This window comes from Micromonospora sp. Llam0, from assembly GCF_003751085.1.
Classification (GTDB): Bacteria; Actinomycetota; Actinomycetes; order Mycobacteriales; family Micromonosporaceae; genus Micromonospora_E.
The window spans coordinates 5329216-5346504 of the sequence record NZ_RJJY01000001.1 but is presented as its reverse complement, the minus strand read 5'-3'; the positions used below and the strand labels follow the sequence as shown (position 1 = coordinate 5346504).

Genomic DNA, 17289 nt, shown 5'->3' with positions numbered 1-17289 from the left:
GAGCGGGCCTCAGGGTCAGTCAGATGGTCAGTCTGGCCGAAGTTCCTTCAGATTCGGCAGGGCAGACCCTTTGGCTGTGTCGACCAGTGGTCGGCCAAGTGCTGGCCCTTCCCTGCTGAGCGCTTCGATCGCCTGGCTGACCTGCATCAACGTGCGCCGATCTGTCCGACGTTATGTCGGTCTCACCGTGTCCGGGCATCGAGCAGCCGTGAGGTGTGGCGTGTGCTGGGTGGCTGGGCTGGGATGCGTACCGTGACGTGCGTGCCCCTGCCCGGCTCGCTGGCCACGGTGATGTCCCCGCCGTGGGCGCGGGCCAGTTGCCGGGCGATCGGCAGGCCAAGCCCGCTGCCGCCGGTGGCCCGGCTGCGGGAGGCGTCCGCCCGCCAGAACCGGTCGAACAGTTTCGGCAGGTCGTCGGCGGCGATCCCGACCCCGGTGTCGACCACCTCGACGGTCAGCCAGCCGTCGCCGCGTACCGCACAGTCGACGGTGACCGACCCGCCGGCTGGGGTGTGCCGCACCGCGTTGCCGACCAGGTTGCCGACGAGCTGACGCAGCCGTACCGGATCGACGGTGACCTCCGGGTCGCCGTGCACCGCCAACCGCAGGGCGACCCCGGCGGCGGTCGCGGCACCCTGGTTGGCCTCGACGACCTGGGTGAGGACGTCGCCGACGAACGTCGGCTCCGGGTGCAGCGTGAATGTCCCGGCGTCGGCGGCGGCCAGATCCCGCAGGTCGTCGATGACGTGCTGCAACAGGGTGGCTTCCTCGGTCAGCAGCGTGAGGGTACGCGGATCCACCGGCGCCAGCCCGTCCTGGGCGGCCTCCAGCCAGGCCCGGATGTTCGTCAACGGGGTTCGCAGCTCGTGCGCGACGTCGCTGACCATCGCCCGGCGCTGCTGTTCCAGCTGGTCGCGCCGCTGCGCAAGGTCGTTGAGGGCGGTGGCGAGGTAGCCGATCTCGTCGCGGGTGGTGACCGGCACCCGGTGCTGCCGGTCGACCGGCGCGCGGGCCGCCTCGGTCAGCGCCCGCAGCGGCCGGACCAGCCGCATCCCGACGCCGACGGTGACCGCGACGGTGAGCAGCAGGACCAGGCCGGCGACGCCGGCGATCCGCAGCAGGTTGCCGGTGGACAGGTTGACCGTCGTCGGTTCCGGGCCGGCGGCCGCCGGGTCGGTGACGAACAGCAGGACCGGCGGGGCCACGTACGGTCGCAGCTGGCTGCGGCGGCTCTCCTCCACGCAGGCCCGCAGCTGCGCGTCGGACGGTACGCGCGGCAGCGCGCGGACCACCTCGACGGTGAACTCCGCCGAGACGGTCAGGTCGATCTGGTCGACCACCGGGCTCAGGCAGGTCCTGGTGAGGTCGAGTAGTTCCTCGAAGGGGCCCATCTCGCCACGGGTCGGCTCCTCCAGCACCTCCGGTTTCGCGCAGACCCCGGTGTCCGGGCCGGGAGCAGGTCTGATCAGGTCGGCGGTCGACGCCCCGGCCGGAGAGCCGATCTCGACGGTCGGTCGACCGCTGGGCAGCTCGACGATCTCGGCGGTGCCGCCGTCGCGGCCGACGCAGGTGAGGTACTCCTCGGCGGCCTCGCGCAGCATCGCCCGTTCGTCGTCGGTGGGCCGGTACGGCCCGACCACCCGGGCGTCGATGTTCGACTCCTGCCCGGCGGCCGTCGCGGCGACGTTCGCCACCTGGCTGGTGACCGTCGCGGCGGCCCCGGCCAACGCCGGGTCGAGGTCGAGCGGGTCGACGGTGGCCGACGGCCGGGCATCGCGCAGCGACGGCCCGGGTAGCGCCGGTCCGGGTAGCGCCGGTCCGGGGGCCGACTCGGCGACCGGGCCGCGGGTCACCGGGTCGAGCAGCACGATCCGCCGGCCGGTACGCGCCGCCAGCTCGTCGACGGTCGGCGCGACTCCCGACCAGTCGCGGTGTTCGACCGCGTACGTGATCAACGTGTCGTAGATGCTGACGTCGTCGGCGAGGGAGCGGCCCTGTTCCTGTTCGATCGCCCGGGTGGTCGACTCCACGGTCAGCCAGGCGGTGGCGACGACCGCGCAGACCGTCACCAGCACCGACGCGCCGAGCAGCCGCAGCACCAGGCTGTGCCGCAGCGGTACCCGGGCACCCCCGGTGGCCGACGCGTCGCCGGTCGGCTCAGCGCCAGCCGCCGACCCGGCCCCGGCCCTGGCCCCGGTCGGCTCAGCCATTGGCCGGGTCGCGGAGTTTGTAGCCGATGCCGTACACCGTCACCAGGTACGCGGGCCGGCGTACGTCCGGTTCGATCTTGCGGCGCAGGTTGACCATGTGGGTGTCGATGGCCCGCTCGGTCGAGTCCCGGTCCAGGCCCCGGGTGTGCTCCAGCAGGTGGGCCCGGGTGAAGGCCCGTTCCGGCTGCTCGGCCATGGCGGCCAGGATCGCGAACTCGCCCGGCGTGCAGACGACCGGCCGCCCGTCGACGGTGACCTCGCGGCGGACCGGGTCGACGGCGAGGGTACCGACCCGCCGTACCCCGTCGATGGTGCGCGGCACCCGGTCGACCCGGCGCAGCAACGTCCGGACCCGGGCCATCAGCTCCCGCGGCGAGTACGGCTTCGTCAGGTAGTCGTCGGCGCCCAGGTCCAGCCCGCGCAGCATGTCGTCCTCGTCGGCGCGGGCGGTGAGCATCAGCACCAGCAGGTCCGACTCGCGGCGCAGGATCCGGCACACGTTCAGCCCGTCCAGGCCGGGCATCATCACGTCGAGCAGCAGCAGCTGCGGGCGGTGCCGGCGGGCCTGGTCGAGCGCGTCGCGCCCGTTGTGGACCACTGTGGTCCGGTGTCCGTCGGACTCCACGTACCGGCGCAGCACCTCGGCCTGCCGCCGGTCGTCCTCGGCGATCAGCACATGGGCAGCCACGGGGCGAACCATACTGCGCCTTGGCGTCGGCGCGGCGGTGGGAAATCGCACCGTACCGGTCTGACAGGTTCCTCACAATCGCCGTCGACGCTGGCCGGCATGGTGTTCTTCCTGCGAACGTTCGCCGGTCGCCGGTGGCGGCGACCGCTGGCGTACGGCCTGTCTGCCGCGATGGTGGTGGCCGGGTTGACGGTGACCGGGACGATGGTCGGCTGGGGCTGGCCGGGTCGGGGCGCGACGGCCGACGCGGACGCCGCGACGCCGGAGCCGGTCTGGGTGGCGACCACCGAGGTGGTCCGGATGGACATCTCCGACGCCCGGGAGCTGGCCGGCACCCTCGGCTACGGCGCGGCCCGGCCGGTGCGGGGCTCCAGCGACGGGGTGCTGACCTGGCTGCCGGAGCAGGGCGCGGTGATCGAGCGTGGCGAGCAGCTGTACCGGGTGGACGATCAGCCGGTGCTGCTGTTCTACGGCGGCACGCCGTTGTTCCGTACCCTCGACCAGCCGAATCTGGTCGGCCGCGACGTGCGGGTGGTCGCCGACAACCTGGAGGCGTTGGGCTACCGGATCGGCTGGCAGCCGCCGGTCGGTGCCACGGTCGCGGTGCCGGCGGCGACGACCGCCGCTGACCAGGATGCGGCCCAGTCGCCGGACCCGGAGCAGTCGCCGGACCCGGAGCAGACGCCGGACCCGGAGCAGTCTGCGGACCCGGAGCAGACCGCCGACTCCGGTCGGCAGCCGACCCCCGACTCTGGCCGGCAGCCGACCTCCGCCGGGGGCATGGTCACCGTCCGTACCGGCGACGCGGTCCTCACCCCGGAGCTGATCTCGGCCATCGAACGCTGGCAGCGCGATCGCGACGCGCCAGCCACCGGCACGCTGCGGCCCGGCGAGGTGGCGGTACTTCCGGGAAAGGTCCGGGTCGACGCGGTCGCCGCGCTGGCCGGGGACAGTGCCGCGACGGACATCATGTCGGTCACCCCGACAGACAAGATCATCACGGTACGGGTGGGAGCCGGCGAGGCGAGCGGAATGCTGCCCGACGCGCCGGTGACGATCACCCTGCCCGACGGCGCCACCGTCCCCGGCCGGATCGCCGCGGTCGGCACCGTCGTCGCCGATCCCGAAGGCCAGCCGGGGCAGGGGCCGCAGCTGAGCCTCACCGCCGTGCCCGACGACCCGGCGGTGCTCGGCGAGCTGGAATCCGCGCCGGTCCGGGTGCAGTTCCGCACCGAGGTACGCGAGCAGGTCCTCGCCGTACCGGTCGGCGCGCTGCTCGCGCTCGCCGAGGGCGGGTACGCGGTGCAGCTGACCGACGGTGCCCTGATCGCCGTCGAGACCGGGCTGTTCACCAGAGGCATGGTCGAGGTCACCGGGGACGGTCTCGACGAGGGCATGACGGTGGTGACCACGTCGTGAGCGTCCCGGTGCTGTCGGTGGTGCGGGCCGGGATGTGTTACCCCGGCGGGGTGGCCGCGCTGACCGACGTCGACCTCGACATCCACGCCGGTGAGCTGGTCGCCATCGTCGGCCCGTCCGGCTCCGGCAAGTCCACTCTGCTCAACATCATGGGCACCCTGGACCGCCCGACCAGCGGCGCGGTCCGGCTCGGCGGCCACGACGTGACCGCTCTGTCCGACCGGCAGCTGTCGGCGCTGCGCGGGCGCTTGCTCGGCTTCGTCTTCCAGCAGTTCCACCTCACCGACGGGCTGACCGCCGCCGAGAACGTCGCCACCGGCCTGCTGTACGCGGGAGTACCGCGCCGCCGCCGTCGGCCGCTGGCCGCCGAGGCGCTGGCCCGGGTCGGGCTCGCCCACCGGGTCGGTCACCTGCCCCGGCAGTTGTCCGGCGGGGAACGCCAGCGGGTGGCGATCGCCCGCGCGCTGGTCAACGACCCGGCGCTGGTGCTGGCCGACGAGCCGACCGGCGCGTTGGACACCGCCACCGGTCGCGCCGTGCTCGACCTGCTCACCGCGCTCAACGCCGACGGCACCACGATCGCGGTGATCACCCACGACCGCGACATCGCGGCGCGGTTGCCGCGCCGGGTGGAGATCCGGGACGGCCGCCTGGTCGGCGACGTCCGCCGGCAGCCGGTGGCGGCGTCATGAGCCGGGCGGAGCTGCCCCGTCCGGTGCGGCTGGCCCCGCTGGACCTGCTCCGGCTCGGCCTGGTCGGTATCCGGACCCGCCGGCTGCGGGCGGCGCTGTCCGCGCTGGGCATCTCGCTCGGCATCGCCACGATGATCGTGGTCACCGGCATCCCGGCGGCCAGCGAACGGGCACTGCTGGCCGAGTTGTCCGCGCTCGGCGTGAACCTGCTGCAGGCGACGGCCCAATCCGACGAGGACGGGGTCACCCGGCTGCCGGTCGAGTCGCCGGCGATGGTGGCGCGGATCGGTCCGGTGACCGCGACCAGCGCGGTCGCCAACACCAATACGGTGATCCGCCGTTCCGACTGGATCGACCCGCGCGACGGTTCCGGGTTGACCGTGCTGGCCAGTGAGTCGAGCCTGCCGGCGACGCTCGACGCGCGGCTGCGTACCGGCCGCTACCTCGACGCCGGCACCGAACGCCTGCCGACGGTGGTGCTCGGCTCGGTGGCCGCGAGCCGGCTGGGCATCGTCGGCCTGGGGCCGGCGGACTCACCGACGCAGGTACGTGTCGGCGACGAGTGGTTCACCGTGATCGGCATCCTGGAGCCGCTGCCGCTGGCTCCGGAAATCGACCGGTCGGCGCTGGTCGGTTGGCCGGCCGCCGAGGAGAAGCTGGGTTTCGGCGGGCATCCGACGGTGATCTACCTGCGGGCGCACGAGCCGGCGATCGAGGCGGTCCGGGCGGTGCTGCCGGCGACGATCGATCCGCAGCGGCCCAGCACCGTGCGGGTGACCCGGCCGTCGGACGCGCTGACCGCCAAACGCGCCACGGAGAGCAGCTTCGCGTCGCTGTTCCTGGCCCTGGCCGGGGTGGCGCTGCTGGTCGGCGGGATCGGGGTGGCGAACACGATGGTGATTTCGGTGCTGGAACGCCGGTCGGAGATCGGGCTGCGCCGGGCGCTCGGTGCGAGCCGGGGCCAGATCCGGGCGCAGTTCCTCACCGAGTCGGTGGCGTTGTCGCTGCTCGGCGGCCTCGCCGGTACGGTGCTCGGCCTGGCCGCCACCGCCGGCTACGCGATCGCCAACGGTTGGCCGGTGGTGGTGCCGCCGGGGGCGACCCTCGCCGGGCTGGGTGGGGCGTTGCTGGTCGGTGTCGTCGCGGGCGGCTATCCGGCGTTGCGGGCCGCCCGGCTGCCACCGACCCGGGCCCTGGCCACCGCTTGACCGACCACATGTCGACCGGCAGAAAGTAGCCCAGTAGACGCGCAAAAAGTAGTCTAGGAGGCGTGAAAAAGGTAGCGTATAACATCTGCAATAAGTAGTCTCAGCTGGTGAACGCCTATCAGGCAAGGATTGTGGACCAGGAGCTGGATGAACTGCTCCCTGGCCTACCCGCCATCAGCATTGAGGGGCCGAAGGGGGTGGGCAAGACGGCGACGGGGCAACGTCGGGGAGCAACCTTCATCGCGCTGGACGATCCCGTGCAGCGCGAGTTGTTGCGGGCCGACCCACAGCGTCTCGACCGTCTCCCGGGTCCGGTCCTCATCGACGAGTGGCAGCGGGAACCGACGGTGTGGGACCTGGTGCGACGCAGCGTCGACCGGGACCCGTCGCCGGGAAGGTTCGTGCTGACCGGCAGCGCCACCCCGACCTCGGCGCCCACCCACTCCGGAGCGGGTCGGATCGTGCAACTGCGGATGCGGCCGATGACCCTTGTCGAGCGGGCGGTCGCCGAACCCACGGTCAGTCTGTGCGACCTGCTTTCCGGTCGACGACCGGAGATCGTCGGCGAATCACCGGTGAGCCTTGTCGACTACGCCGAGGAGATCGTCCGGTCAGGGTTTCCCGCCATCCGACAACTGCCGTCGAGAGCGCGTCGCGCGCAACTCGACGGCTACCTTGCCCGGATCGTGGAGCGTGACTTTCCAGAGCAGGGGCATCTGGTACGCCGACCCGAGACGCTCCGGGGATGGTTGGCGGCGTACGCGAGCGCCACCGCGACCACCAGTTCCTACACAGCGATCCTCGACGCGGCGACGCCGGGCGAGAGCAACAAGCCCGCCAAAACCACCACCGTCGCCTATCGTGACGTGCTTTCCCAACTCTGGCTGTTGGATCCCGTGCCGGGCTGGTCGCCGAGTCGAAGCACCTTCACCCGGCTCGGCCGCGCCGTCAAACACCACCTCGCCGATCCCGCGCTTGCCGCTCGGCTGCTCGGAGCCAGCCGGGAAGCGCTGCTCAACGAATCAACCCCTGCTGGGGCCAAGCCCCGAATGGGACCGTTGCTGGGTGCGCTCTTCGAGTCGCTGGTGACACTGTGCATCCGGGTCTACGCACAGGGAGCCGAGTCCTCGATCCACCATCTGCGGACCGGGGACGGCCGCCACGAGGTCGACCTGATCGTGCAGCGCGCCGATCAGCGGGTTGTCGCGCTGGAAGTAAAGCTTGCGCCGACCGTCGGTGACGACGACGTCGCGCACCTGCGGTGGCTGCGGGCCCGGTTGGGTGAAGACCTGCTGGACGCGGTGGTCGTCACCACCGGCCCGGCGGCGTACCGGCGCGCGGACGGAATCGCCGTCGTTCCACTGGCCCTCCTCGGCCCGTGACTCTGTCACCGGAGCCCCACCAGCCGGGTAAGCCGGCCAACGCGCAGCCGGCCGGCGGCCTGCGGGTCGACGCGACGCTACCGGTCCGGCACTGGTAGTTCTCCTCCGCGAGGTGGCCACCCTTCGATCACGGGTATGCGCTGCAGGTCCATCCGACCCGGATGGAGCCGAAAGGGGGTGTTCGGATGCAGGCGCAACACACGACGGAGTCGTCGTCACCCGGCGGGGCCGGTCCGCACCAGTTGCGGGAGCAGGCCAGCACCTAGCAGCATCGGGCCGCCGACGGGCTGCGGACGATCGGCAACGAACTCCAGGAGATGGCGAGCAAGAGCGAATCGGACGGCCTGGCGGGCGAGCTGGCACGCCGTGCCTCCGACGCCGCCCAGCAGGCGGCCGGCTGGCTGGAGAACCGGCAGCCGGGTGAGCTGGTCGACGAGGTCCGGCAGTACGCCCGACGGCACCCGGGGACCTTCCTCGCCGGGGCGGCCTTCGCCGGGCTGGTCGTTGGTCGGCTCACCCGCAGTCTCAGCGGCGGCCAGACCGGCTCGAGCCAGCAAGGCCAGCAGGACTCGGGCGGCGACGGGCACCGGCCGGACATCGGCGACGGGTTGGGCGCGTACGGCGATGGCCGCTATCCCGACGGCGACGGCTATCCGGGCTCTCCCGGAGGTGGGGTGAACCGATGAAGTCGATGCAGCGGGAACAGGCTGTGGCCGGGGACGGACGCGCGCAGGCCTCCCTCGGTGAGCTGCTGGGCGAGGTTTCCAGCGACCTGTCCACCTTGTTGCGCCAGGAAGTCGAGCTGGCAAAGGCGGAGCTGCGGCAGGACGCGGGCAAGGTCGGCCAGGCCGGAGGGATGTTCGCCGGCGCGGCGATCGCCGGCCTGCTGACCCTGTTCTTCCTCTCGTACGCGCTCTGGTGAGGGCTGTCGAACGTGATGGACCAGAGCTGGGCCGCGTTGATCGTGGCGGCGGTGTGGGCGGTGATCGCGGTGGTCCTGTTGACGATGGCGCGGGGTCGGGCCAGGGAGATCCGTGGACTGCCCCGCACCATGCAGACCGCCCGGGAGATACCCGACGCGGTCCGGGGTCGCTAAGACCGGGAAACCATCAGCGGGACCGTCGAGCACAACAGGTGAGGGAGTCTGACATGTACGACGAACCAGAGCGGATCCGTCAGCGGATCGAGGCAACCCGTGGCGAACTGAGCGAGGATGTCGACGCGTTGGCGTACCGGGCCCGGCCCGGGCAGATCGCCAGCGACCAGATGGACCGGGTCCGGGGCCGGGGCCGGATCGCCCGGCTGCGGGACCGGGTGATGGGCACCGCGGTCGACTTCCGAGATACCACTACCCACCGCGCGTCCGACGTTGGCCATCAGGTCGCCGGGCAGACGCAGTACGCCGGCTCGGCGACCAGGGGCATGGCACGGCACGCCGGTTCGGAGACCAGGAACATGGCGCACCAGGCCGCAGAGGGACTCTCGCACACCGCCGAAACGGCGGCGGACCGGGTCCGGCACGTGCCGCAGATGACCCGGGAGCGGACCGAGGGCAGCCCGCTGGCGGCCGGGCTGGTGGCGTTCGGGGTCGGGGCGCTCGCCGCCGCGCTGCTGCCCGCCAGCGGCAAGGAGCGGCAGCTGGCCCAGCAGGCGGCCGAGTCGGTTCGTTCGACGGCTACCCAGGGCGCGTCTTCAGTGCGGGACCAGGGTGTGGCCGCTGCCCAGCACGTGCAGGGGCAGGTGCGCCACGGCGGCGATGGCCACCAGTAGGTAGGGGGCAGGTCGGCGAAGGTGTCGCGCGAGAGGACAGCGTCTGCTGTCCGGTTCGGTAGGGTGCGGGGGGAGGTGCCCGATGGCCGAGCCGGCGAGCAACACCCAGCACCCAGCGGACGCAGCGGACCCTTCGGCGCACCCCGCCGACGGGCAGGCGAACCCCGACGAGACGCAGCCCGACGGGCGACGCCCCTGGTGGCGGTCCCGGCCGCGCTGGCAGCTGATCACCGCCGGGGTGCTGGCCGGGGTGGTCGTCCTCGCCGCCGCGACGGTCGTCGCCTGGCGGGTGCTGGCCCCGGCCGAGGTGGTCACCCCGGCCGGCTACCAGCCGTCCCCGCCGACCGCCGAGCCTGGCCCGGTGGCCGAGCTGTCCGCCGCGCCGCTGCTGGTCGACGGGCGGTTCCGGGTGTACGCCACCACCCGTCAGGTGCGCGCCGACGGCCCGATCGACATGCGTACCCAGGTCACCCCGGCCTGGTCGTTCCGGCGCTGGCCGGAGCAGCTGACCGGCGTCGTCGCCACCGGCTCCACCGTGGTGAGCCGCTGGACGGACGGCGAACTCGTGGCGATCGACGCGGACAGCGGCAAGGTGGCCTGGCGGTCAGCCGGCCCGCAGCCGGTCGACACCGGGTACGCCGGCCGGCGTACCGGGGCGCAGACCGTTTACGCGCCGTCCGGTCTGCACACCGCGGTCAGCGGCACCGACGGGCGGTCGGTGGTGGTGGCGCACGGCGAGTCCCAGCTGACCGGGTTCGACACCGCGACCGGTCGGGAGTTGTGGCGGACCATGCTGCCCGGCCAGGGCGACGCCTGCCGGGACGCCGGCTTCAGTACCACCGGCGGCCGGTTCGCCCTGGTCAACAGCTGCGCGGCCCCGCCGACGGTGGAGTTCTACGACGTCGCGACCGGGCAGCTGACGGCCACCTGGCAGCCGGAGGGCGCCGGCCCAGGGCTGGCCGTGGAGCCGATCGGCTGCGCGGCCGCCCGTTCGGCCTGCGGGGCGCTGCGTACCACCGGGGCGGGACAGTCCCGGGGTTGGCTGGTCGACGGCCCGGAGCCGGTGCCGGCGCCGCCGCTCGACCCGGTCGACGCGATGCTGGTCGACGGGATGGTGATCCGGTTGGACACCACCGGGGACACTCCGGCGGTGGTGGCCGAGGCGGTACGGACCGGCGAGCAGGCGTGGCGGCGGCCGATTCCGTCGGCGGCGGGGCCCGGTCCGGGCGGCACCGGTGACCGGTTGCTCGCGGTGCAGCCGGGTCGGGCGCACCTGCTGACCGCCACCCGGGAGTTGATCACCCTGGACGCGGCGACCGGTGCCGAGTTGTCAAGTTTTGTGCTGATCCTGCTGAGCGAGCTGTCGACCGACTGGGCACCCGGCTACGTCTCCGCGCAGGACGGCTTCGTGGCGGTCGAGCGGCTGCGGCTGCCGGTCGACCCGGACGCCGACGACGACCGCTACTACCGGCTGCAGGAGGCGGTGATCGTCGCCCGTACCTGAACCGCCGGCACCCGGGTCACCGGCACCCGCAACGTCAGAGGGCTGCCTCGGCGGCCGCCAGGAACGCGTCGTTCTCGGCCGGCGTACCGATGGTCACCCGGACCCCGTCGCCCGCGAACGGGCGCACGATCACCCCGCGTGACTCGCAGGCCGCGCCGAACGGCACCGCCCGCTCACCCAGCGGCAGCCAGACGAAGTTGGCCTGACTGTCCGGCACGTCCGGCACCAGCTTGCGCACCGCGTCGGTGACCCGGGTCCGCTCGGCGATCACCAGATCGCACCGGCGGCGGACCTCGTCGGCCTGGTCGAGCGCGGCCAGCGCCGCCGCCTGCGCCAGGGCGTTGGTGCCGAACGGGGTGGCCACCTTGCGTACCGCCGACGCCACCTCGGGATGCGCGACCAGGTAGCCGACCCGCAACCCGGCCAGCCCCCACGCCTTGGACAACGTGCGCAGCACCACCACGTTCGGCCGGTCACCGTAGGCGGCCAGGCCGTCGGGCACCTCGGCGTCGGTGACGAACTCCCGGTACGCCTCGTCCAGCACCACCAGCACGTCGTCCGGCACCGCGTCGAGGAACCGGTCCAGCTCGGCCCGGCGCACGCTGGTGCCGGTCGGGTTGTTCGGGTTGCAGACCAGCACCAGCCGGGTCTGCCCGGTCACCGCCGCCGCCATCGCCGGCAGGTCGTGCCCGTGCGTCGCGGTGTTCGGCACCCGCCGGCTGCTCGCCGCCGCGGTCGCCGCGATGATCGGGTACGCCTCGAACGACCGCCACGAGTAGACGACCTCGTCACCGGGCAGGCAGGTGGCCCGGACCAGATGCTCGCAGAGCGCCACCGAACCGCAGCCGGTGACGATCCGCTCCGCCGCCACCCCGAGCCGCTCGGCGAGCGCGGCCCGCAGCGCCAGCACCCCCATGTCCGGGTAGCGGTGCGTCGTCGCCGCCGCCTGCGCCACCGCCTCGACGACGCCGGGCAGCGGCCCGTACGGCACCTCGTTGCTGGCCAGCTTGATCGCCTCCGGCAGGCCGAGCTCCCGGGCCACGTCGACCGGGCTGCGCCCCGGCACGTAGCTGGGCAGCGCGTCGAGGTCGGCGCGGGTCAGACCGAGCGAGGGGGGCATCGGGGGGCCTCCTGTCATGCGGAGCTTCCGGGGGTGTCGCGGTCCGCGCCCGGCCCGCCGGTCCGGCCACCGCCGGTCCGGCCACCGCTGGTCCGGCCACCGCCGGGGCCGGCGGCGGTCGCCGGTACGCCGGGCGGCAGCTGCACCACGACGGTCTGCGCCGACTTGTCGTGCAGCGCCTGCCGCAGCGGGCGGTCGAACAGCAGGTAGACGCAGTCGATCAGCTGAAGGATGAAGCCGACGCAGCAGATCCACAACAGGGTGGGCAGGCCGAGGGTGTTCCACCGGCGGAACGACCGGGCGAAACCGAGCTTCCCGCCCGGCTCGACCGGCACCACCTTGAGCCGAGCCAGCCGCTTGCCGAGGGTCTGGCCGGTGTTGGCGACCGCCGGCACCTCGTACGCCCACCAGATCGCCGCCGCCAGCAGGATGATCACCATCTGCAGCCCGGAGGCGCGCTCGGTGACCTGCGGCAGCCCTTCGGTCGACCGGTCGTCGGCCAGTGACCGCCGCCAGATCTCGTTGAACGTCGGCCAGGTCTCCACCACGTACTGCCAGACGAACCAGCCGTTGATGAAGATGTTGAGCAGCAGCACCGCGCCGATGTCGATCAGCCGGGCGGCCAGCCGGGCGCCGAGCGGCGCCAACGCCATTCCCTGCGGCCGGGGTTCCGGCGGCGGCAACCGGTAGCCCGCCCAACCGGGCGGCGGCGCTGCCGGGTAGCCCGGCGGCGCTGCCGGGTAGCTCTGCGCCGGATAGCCCGGCGGCGGTTCCCCCTCCGGCTCGGCCGGTGCCGCTGACGAGGCGCTAGCCGGTGACGTCGGCTCGGCGGGTGCCGTCGGCTCCTCGTCCGGCGGCGGCCCGTCCGGCGGGGTGGCGTCGGCCGGCAACGGCGCACCGATCCACCCGCCGCCGTCCCAGTAACGCTGGGTGGTCGGGTCTGCGGGGTCCTTGTACCAGCCGGGCGAGATCGACGTCACCGGGCGGACCCTGCGGTGCTGCCGGCCGGCCGGGGCGGACTGTGCATGCTCACCCTGGCACCTTAACGACCGGCCTGGCCGGCACCGCAGCCCGTCGACGGTTCACCGGCCCCCGCCCGGGTTCCGAGGTCGCCGACCCGGGTTCAGAGGTTGCCCCGGCTCTCCTGCTCCCGCTCGATCGCCTCGAACAGCGCCTTGAAGTTGCCCTTGCCGAAGCCGAGCGATCCGTGCCGTTCGATGAGTTCGAAGAAGACCGTCGGCCGGTCCTGCACCGGCTTGGTAAAAATCTGCAGCAGGTAGCCGTCCTCGTCCCGGTCGACCAGGATCCGGCGGGCCTTCAGCTGCTCGATCGGGGCGCGGACCGCACCGATGCGGGCCCGCAGCGCCGGGTCGTCGTAGTACGAGTCCGGGGTGTCCAGGAACTCCACCCCGGCGGCCCGCATCGCGTCCACCGACGCCAGGATGTCGTTGGTGGCCAACGCGATGTGCTGCACGCCCGGCCCGCCGTAGAACTCCAGGTACTCGTCGATCTGCGAGCGACGGCGGGCCACCGCCGGCTCGTTGAGCGGGAACTTCACCTTGCGGCTGCCGTCGGCGACGACCTTGCTCATCAACGCCGAGTAGTCGGTGGCGATGTCGTCGCCGATGAACTCGGCCATGTTGGTGAAGCCCATCACCCGGTGGTAGAACGCCACCCAGTCGTCCATCCGGCCCAGTTCGACGTTGCCGACCACATGGTCGACCGCCTGGAAGAACCGCTTCGGCTGCAGGCCGGCGTCGACCAGCGGCGTACGGTCGACGATCGGTGGCCGGGCCACGAAGCCGGGCAGGAACGGGCCGTCGTAGCCGGACCGGTCGACCAGGGTGTGCCGGGTGTCGCCGTACGCGGCGATGCTGGCCATCCGTACCGTGCCGGCGCCGTCGGTGAGGTCGGCCGGGGCGGCCAGCCCGGTCGCGCCCTGCGCCAGGGCGTGCGCGTACGCGGCGTCCACGTCCGGTACGGCGAGCGCGATGTCGGCCACCCCGTCGCTGTGCCGGGCGACGTGTGCGGCGGCCGACGCGTCGGCGTGCACCGCCCCGCGCAGCACGAACCGGGCGGCGCCGCTGGTCAGCACGTACTCGGCGTGGTCGCGGAAACCCTGCTCCGGGCCCCGGTAGGCGACGCAGGTCATGCCGAACGCGGTGGAGTAGAAGTGCGCCGCCTGCTTGGCGTTGCCGACCAGAAAGGTCAGATGGTCGATGCCCTGAACCGGGAACGGGTCACCGACCTCGGCGGCAGTGCCGCCGGCCTCGGCGACGTCGACGTCGACGTCGCGGGATTCGGTCAGATAGGCCATGATCGTCCTCCCCTCGGAGCCGGCCGCGCGGATCGCCATCGGATTGCCATCGGACCGCCGAGGCCGGTAGCGGCAGGATGGGCGATTCATCCCCACTGGGCAACCGCCTCGTCGACGGCTGGGCAGGCTGACCACTCGGTAGGGTCGAGGCCCATGGACACTGAACAGAATGTCCAGCTCGATCAGCTGGACGCTGAGCTGATCGCACTACTGACCACCGAGCCGCGGATCGGGGTGCTGGAATGCTCCCGGCGGCTGCGGGTGGCCCGCGGCACCGTGCAGGCCAGGCTCGACAAGCTGATCGATCGAGGGGTGATCAACGGCTTCGCGCCGCAGGTGTCACCGGCCGCGATCGGTTTCGTGGTCACGTCGTTCGTCACCCTGGAGATCGGCCAGCGGCACGGGCACGGGCCGGTCGCCGCGCATCTGCGCGCCATCCCGGAGGTGCTGGAGGCGCACACCATCAGCGGCTCCGGAGATCTGATGTGCCGGATCGTGGCCAGGTCCAACGCAGACCTGCAGCGGGTGCTGGACCAGATCCTGGCGTACGACGGGATTCGCCGGGCGTCGACGATCATCGCCCTGGCCGAGCAGATCCCGTACCGCGTCCTGCCGTTGGTCCAGGCGGCGGCCGACGTCACGGCTCGGCGCTGAACGCATCGCCGAGCGTGTCGCTGAGCGCATCACCGAGCGCGGACCGCTCGTAGCGCACCTCGCGGCCGATCCGAGTCCGGTGGACCAGGCCGGCGTCGCGGAGCACCGCGAGCTGCCCGCCGACGGTGCCCACCGCCGCGCCGAGCTGCACAGCCAGCTGGCTGGTGGTGGCCGGCACGGCGAGCGCCCGCAGCACGGCGGCGCGGCCCGGCCCGATCAGCCGGTCCAGCCCGTCGGCGGCCCGGTCGGCGTCCGGCGGGCCGAACAGGCCGGCGACGCCGCGTGCCCGGTAGCCGATCGCGTACGGCCACGGTGGATCGAGGTGCAGGCTCAGCGCGCCGAAGACGGTCGGGACGAGCAGCAGGCCGCGCCCGCCGAGCCGGTGCCGCTCGGCGGCGAAACCGGCGACGGTGATGGTGCCCGACTCCGGATCCCAGTGCAGGCGGGCGTCGAGACCGGCCAGCGCCGCAGACCACCCGTACGTGGTCAGCCGCCCGGCCCGGTAGATCACGTCACGCTCCAGGATGGCCCGTAGCCGGGGCCAGTCCGGGGCGATCAGTGCCCGCCAGGCGGCGTCGATGGCGTCGGCGAACCGGTCGACGACGTCGTCGGCGGCGAGGAACCGCCCGGCTGCCCCGGTCGGTGGCGGCCGGCCGTCGAGGCTGCGGCCGATCTCGTCGCGCGCCCGGTCGAGCGGGGTACGCCGAATCACGGCGAGCTGGTCGGTGAAGCTCAGCCCGACCCCGTCGGGCGGCGGCTGGACGAAATCGGCGCTGTAGCCGTGCGGCCGGTACAGCGCGCGGAGCGCGGCGATGCCAGGCTGGGCGCGGCGCAGCGCCTGGTAGCGGTCACGGTGTCGGCGCACCCAGGGCAGCAGCGGTCCGGCGGTCTGGACACCGGCGAACAGCCGCAGCGCGGCCATCGTCTCGCCCAGCGGGGAGATCGCGAACCGGCTGGCCGCGACGTCGCCGGAGCTCACCTCGATCCGCATCCGGCCCCTGTCCACCTCCGGCGACCTTTCGCCTTGCGCCGAAAGGTTACCGCTGGCCGGCGTACCGGCGGCATGCTTCGCCGGTGACCACCCCCACCACTGGCAGCAGTGCGTCGCCGGCCGACCGGGCCACCTTCCGGGACCTGTTCGCGGTCGGCGAGTTCCGGGCGCTCTTCGCCAGCTACGGCATCTTCATGATCGGCGAGACGGTGAAGATGCTCGCCCTGTCCGTGCTGGTCTACCAGCGGACGAACTCGCCGCTGCTGGCCGCGCTGGCCTACGTCGCAGGCTTCCTGCCCAGCGTGGTCGGCGGGATGTTCCTGTTGGCGTACGCCGACCGCTGGCGGCCCCGGACGGTGATGGTCGGCTACGACCTGATCCGGGTGGTCACGGTGGTGGTGCTGGCGATCGGGGTGCTGCCGCCGGTGGGCGCGTTGGCGCTGGTGTTCACCGTCGGGCTGGTGTCGCCGGTGGCGTCGGCGGCCCGTACCGCGCTGCTGCCGGACCTGCTGGCCGGTGACCGGTACGTGCTGGGCCGGGCGCTGTTCACCATCACCGCCGGGGCCACCCAGGTCCTCGGGTTCGCCGTCGGCGGCGCGCTGATCGGCCTGTTCGGGCCGTACGGCGCGCTCTGGATCACTGCGGTGACCTGCCTGACCTCGACGGCACTGATCCGGTTCGGGTTGTCCGACCGGGCGGCCCGGGTGGTCGGGGCCGCCGCGACCGGAGGCGCGGTACGCGAGACCTGGCGGGTGAACCGACAGTTGCTCGCCGACCCGCCGGTACGCGGTCTGCTGCTGGCCACCTGGCTGCCCGGGGCGCTGCTGGTCGGCGCGGAGGGGGTGGTGGTGCCGTACGCCGGTGGCGAGGGCGCCGCCGGGGTGCTGTTCATGGCCGGGGCCGGTGGGATGCTGCTCGGTGACCTGGTGGTCGGGCGGTGGGTGGCGCCGGCCCGGCGGGAGGCGTTGACGCCGTGGCTGGCGCTGCTGCTCGGGGTGCCGATGCTGGCCTTCGTGGCCGATCTCGGGCTGCTGGTGGCGGCGGTGCTGTTCGGGGCGGCGACGTTCGGGTTCTCGTACCATCTGGGGTTGGCCCGGCGGTTCCTGGACGCGGTGCCGCCGGATCGGCGCGGCCAGGCGTTCGGGTTGTCCCACATGGGGATGATGACCGGGCAGGGGCTGGCCGCCGGGGCGGCCGGGCTGGTCGCCGAGTGGGTCGCGCCGGGGCTGGTGATGGCCGGTTTCGGGGCGCTGTCGCTGGTCGCCACGCTGCTGTTGTGGCGACAACTCCGGGTACCACGCATGAATGTCCCCCGACACGCCTAAAAGCCGCAT

Annotated in this window: 15 protein-coding genes and 1 pseudogene; 10 read left to right on the top strand and 6 right to left on the bottom strand. The window is 73.0% G+C overall.

The genetic code is table 11. The features are described from left to right. Positions 1 to 182: 182 nt before the first annotated feature. On the bottom strand, positions 183 to 2210 hold the full coding sequence (locus tag EDC02_RS23270; protein ID WP_123603783.1) for a cell wall metabolism sensor histidine kinase WalK: 2028 nt from the start codon (positions 2208 to 2210) through the stop codon (positions 183 to 185). Next, positions 2203 to 2910: a response regulator transcription factor gene (locus EDC02_RS23265; RefSeq protein ID WP_199757744.1), complete on the bottom strand. Its 708-nt coding sequence runs from the start codon at positions 2908 to 2910 to the stop codon at positions 2203 to 2205. Before EDC02_RS23265 ends, EDC02_RS23270 begins: the two co-directional genes overlap by 8 nt. 87 nt (positions 2911 to 2997) lie before the next feature. On the opposite strand from EDC02_RS23265, the gene EDC02_RS23260 reads away from it, so the two are divergent. The 8 genes and pseudogenes from EDC02_RS23260 to EDC02_RS23225 all read left to right on the top strand — a co-directional run bounded on the left by EDC02_RS23260 (position 2998) and on the right by EDC02_RS23225 (position 10873). Further along, a complete protein-coding gene (locus EDC02_RS23260; RefSeq protein ID WP_123603781.1) occupies positions 2998 to 4317 on the top strand; it encodes a peptidoglycan-binding protein in 1320 nt (439 codons plus the stop codon). Between the two features lie 32 nt (positions 4318 to 4349). Continuing rightward, positions 4350 to 5009 (top strand): ABC transporter ATP-binding protein, encoded by a 660-nt coding sequence (locus EDC02_RS23255; protein WP_123605079.1) that lies wholly within the window; start codon positions 4350 to 4352, stop codon positions 5007 to 5009. After that, positions 5006 to 6217: an ABC transporter permease gene (locus EDC02_RS23250; protein ID WP_123603780.1), complete on the top strand. Its 1212-nt coding sequence runs from the start codon at positions 5006 to 5008 to the stop codon at positions 6215 to 6217. The genes EDC02_RS23255 and EDC02_RS23250 overlap by 4 nt, the downstream gene beginning before the upstream one ends. Positions 6218 to 6324: 107 nt before the next feature. Beyond that, positions 6325 to 7599 (top strand): ATP-binding protein, encoded by a 1275-nt coding sequence (locus EDC02_RS23245; protein WP_123603779.1) that lies wholly within the window; start codon positions 6325 to 6327, stop codon positions 7597 to 7599. A gap of 317 nt (positions 7600 to 7916) precedes the next feature. Continuing rightward, positions 7917 to 8285 (top strand): hypothetical protein, encoded by a 369-nt coding sequence (locus tag EDC02_RS23240; protein WP_123603778.1) that lies wholly within the window; start codon positions 7917 to 7919, stop codon positions 8283 to 8285. Further along, positions 8282 to 8695 (top strand): annotated as a pseudogene (locus EDC02_RS23235) (phage holin family protein). The gene EDC02_RS23240 and the pseudogene EDC02_RS23235 overlap by 4 nt, the downstream one beginning before the upstream one ends. A gap of 53 nt (positions 8696 to 8748) precedes the next feature. Further along, positions 8749 to 9369: a DUF3618 domain-containing protein gene (locus tag EDC02_RS23230; RefSeq protein ID WP_123603777.1), complete on the top strand. Its 621-nt coding sequence runs from the start codon at positions 8749 to 8751 to the stop codon at positions 9367 to 9369. An 82-nt stretch (positions 9370 to 9451) separates the two neighbouring features. Next, positions 9452 to 10873, top strand: coding sequence for a PQQ-binding-like beta-propeller repeat protein (locus EDC02_RS23225; RefSeq protein ID WP_123603776.1), 1422 nt, complete (start codon positions 9452 to 9454; stop codon positions 10871 to 10873). 34 nt (positions 10874 to 10907) lie between these two features. On the opposite strand, the gene hisC is transcribed toward EDC02_RS23225, so the two are convergent. From hisC to hppD, 3 genes are all read right to left on the bottom strand, one after another. Continuing rightward, a complete protein-coding gene (hisC, locus tag EDC02_RS23220; protein ID WP_233606248.1) occupies positions 10908 to 11993 on the bottom strand; it encodes a histidinol-phosphate transaminase in 1086 nt (361 codons plus the stop codon). A gap of 14 nt (positions 11994 to 12007) precedes the next feature. Next, positions 12008 to 12973: an RDD family protein gene (locus EDC02_RS23215; RefSeq protein ID WP_123603774.1), complete on the bottom strand. Its 966-nt coding sequence runs from the start codon at positions 12971 to 12973 to the stop codon at positions 12008 to 12010. A gap of 143 nt (positions 12974 to 13116) precedes the next feature. After that, complete coding sequence (gene hppD, locus EDC02_RS23210; RefSeq protein WP_123605078.1) at positions 13117 to 14310, bottom strand: 4-hydroxyphenylpyruvate dioxygenase; 1194 nt, start codon at positions 14308 to 14310, stop codon at positions 13117 to 13119. 153 nt (positions 14311 to 14463) lie between these two features. Here hppD and EDC02_RS23205 point away from each other — a divergent pair, with 153 nt between their 5' ends. Then, a complete protein-coding gene (locus tag EDC02_RS23205) occupies positions 14464 to 14964 on the top strand; it encodes an Lrp/AsnC family transcriptional regulator (protein ID WP_123603773.1) in 501 nt (166 codons plus the stop codon). Here EDC02_RS23205 and EDC02_RS23200 read toward each other — a convergent pair. Further along, the gene (locus EDC02_RS23200) at positions 14948 to 15955 is read right to left on the bottom strand and encodes a DUF5937 family protein (protein WP_123603772.1); all 1008 of its coding nucleotides are present in this window, start codon (positions 15953 to 15955) and stop codon (positions 14948 to 14950) included. The genes EDC02_RS23205 and EDC02_RS23200 overlap by 17 nt on opposite strands. 83 nt (positions 15956 to 16038) lie before the next feature. On the opposite strand from EDC02_RS23200, the gene EDC02_RS23195 reads away from it, so the two are divergent. Then, a complete protein-coding gene (locus EDC02_RS23195; RefSeq protein WP_123603771.1) occupies positions 16039 to 17280 on the top strand; it encodes an MFS transporter in 1242 nt (413 codons plus the stop codon). Positions 17281 to 17289 lie beyond the last annotated feature (9 nt).

Excerpts from the sequence above, each read along its gene's own strand:
- EDC02_RS23260 (WP_123603781.1), top strand. The coding sequence starts at position 2,998 with ATGGTGTTCTTCCTGCGAACGTTCGCCGGTCGCCGGTGGCGGCGACCG.
- EDC02_RS23230 (WP_123603777.1), top strand. The coding sequence starts at position 8,749 with ATGTACGACGAACCAGAGCGGATCCGTCAGCGGATCGAGGCAACCCGT.
- EDC02_RS23250 (WP_123603780.1), top strand. The coding sequence starts at position 5,006 with ATGAGCCGGGCGGAGCTGCCCCGTCCGGTGCGGCTGGCCCCGCTGGAC.
- EDC02_RS23205 (WP_123603773.1), top strand. The coding sequence starts at position 14,464 with ATGGACACTGAACAGAATGTCCAGCTCGATCAGCTGGACGCTGAGCTG.
- EDC02_RS23255 (WP_123605079.1), top strand. The coding sequence starts at position 4,350 with ATGTGTTACCCCGGCGGGGTGGCCGCGCTGACCGACGTCGACCTCGAC.
- EDC02_RS23265 (WP_199757744.1), bottom strand. The coding sequence starts at position 2,910 with ATGGTTCGCCCCGTGGCTGCCCATGTGCTGATCGCCGAGGACGACCGG.
- EDC02_RS23240 (WP_123603778.1), top strand. The coding sequence starts at position 7,917 with ATGGCGAGCAAGAGCGAATCGGACGGCCTGGCGGGCGAGCTGGCACGC.
- EDC02_RS23200 (WP_123603772.1), bottom strand. The coding sequence starts at position 15,955 with ATGCGGATCGAGGTGAGCTCCGGCGACGTCGCGGCCAGCCGGTTCGCG.
- EDC02_RS23225 (WP_123603776.1), top strand. The coding sequence starts at position 9,452 with ATGGCCGAGCCGGCGAGCAACACCCAGCACCCAGCGGACGCAGCGGAC.
- EDC02_RS23270 (WP_123603783.1), bottom strand. The coding sequence starts at position 2,210 with ATGGCTGAGCCGACCGGGGCCAGGGCCGGGGCCGGGTCGGCGGCTGGC.
- hisC (WP_233606248.1), bottom strand. The coding sequence starts at position 11,993 with ATGCCCCCCTCGCTCGGTCTGACCCGCGCCGACCTCGACGCGCTGCCC.
- hppD (WP_123605078.1), bottom strand. The coding sequence starts at position 14,310 with ATGGCCTATCTGACCGAATCCCGCGACGTCGACGTCGACGTCGCCGAG.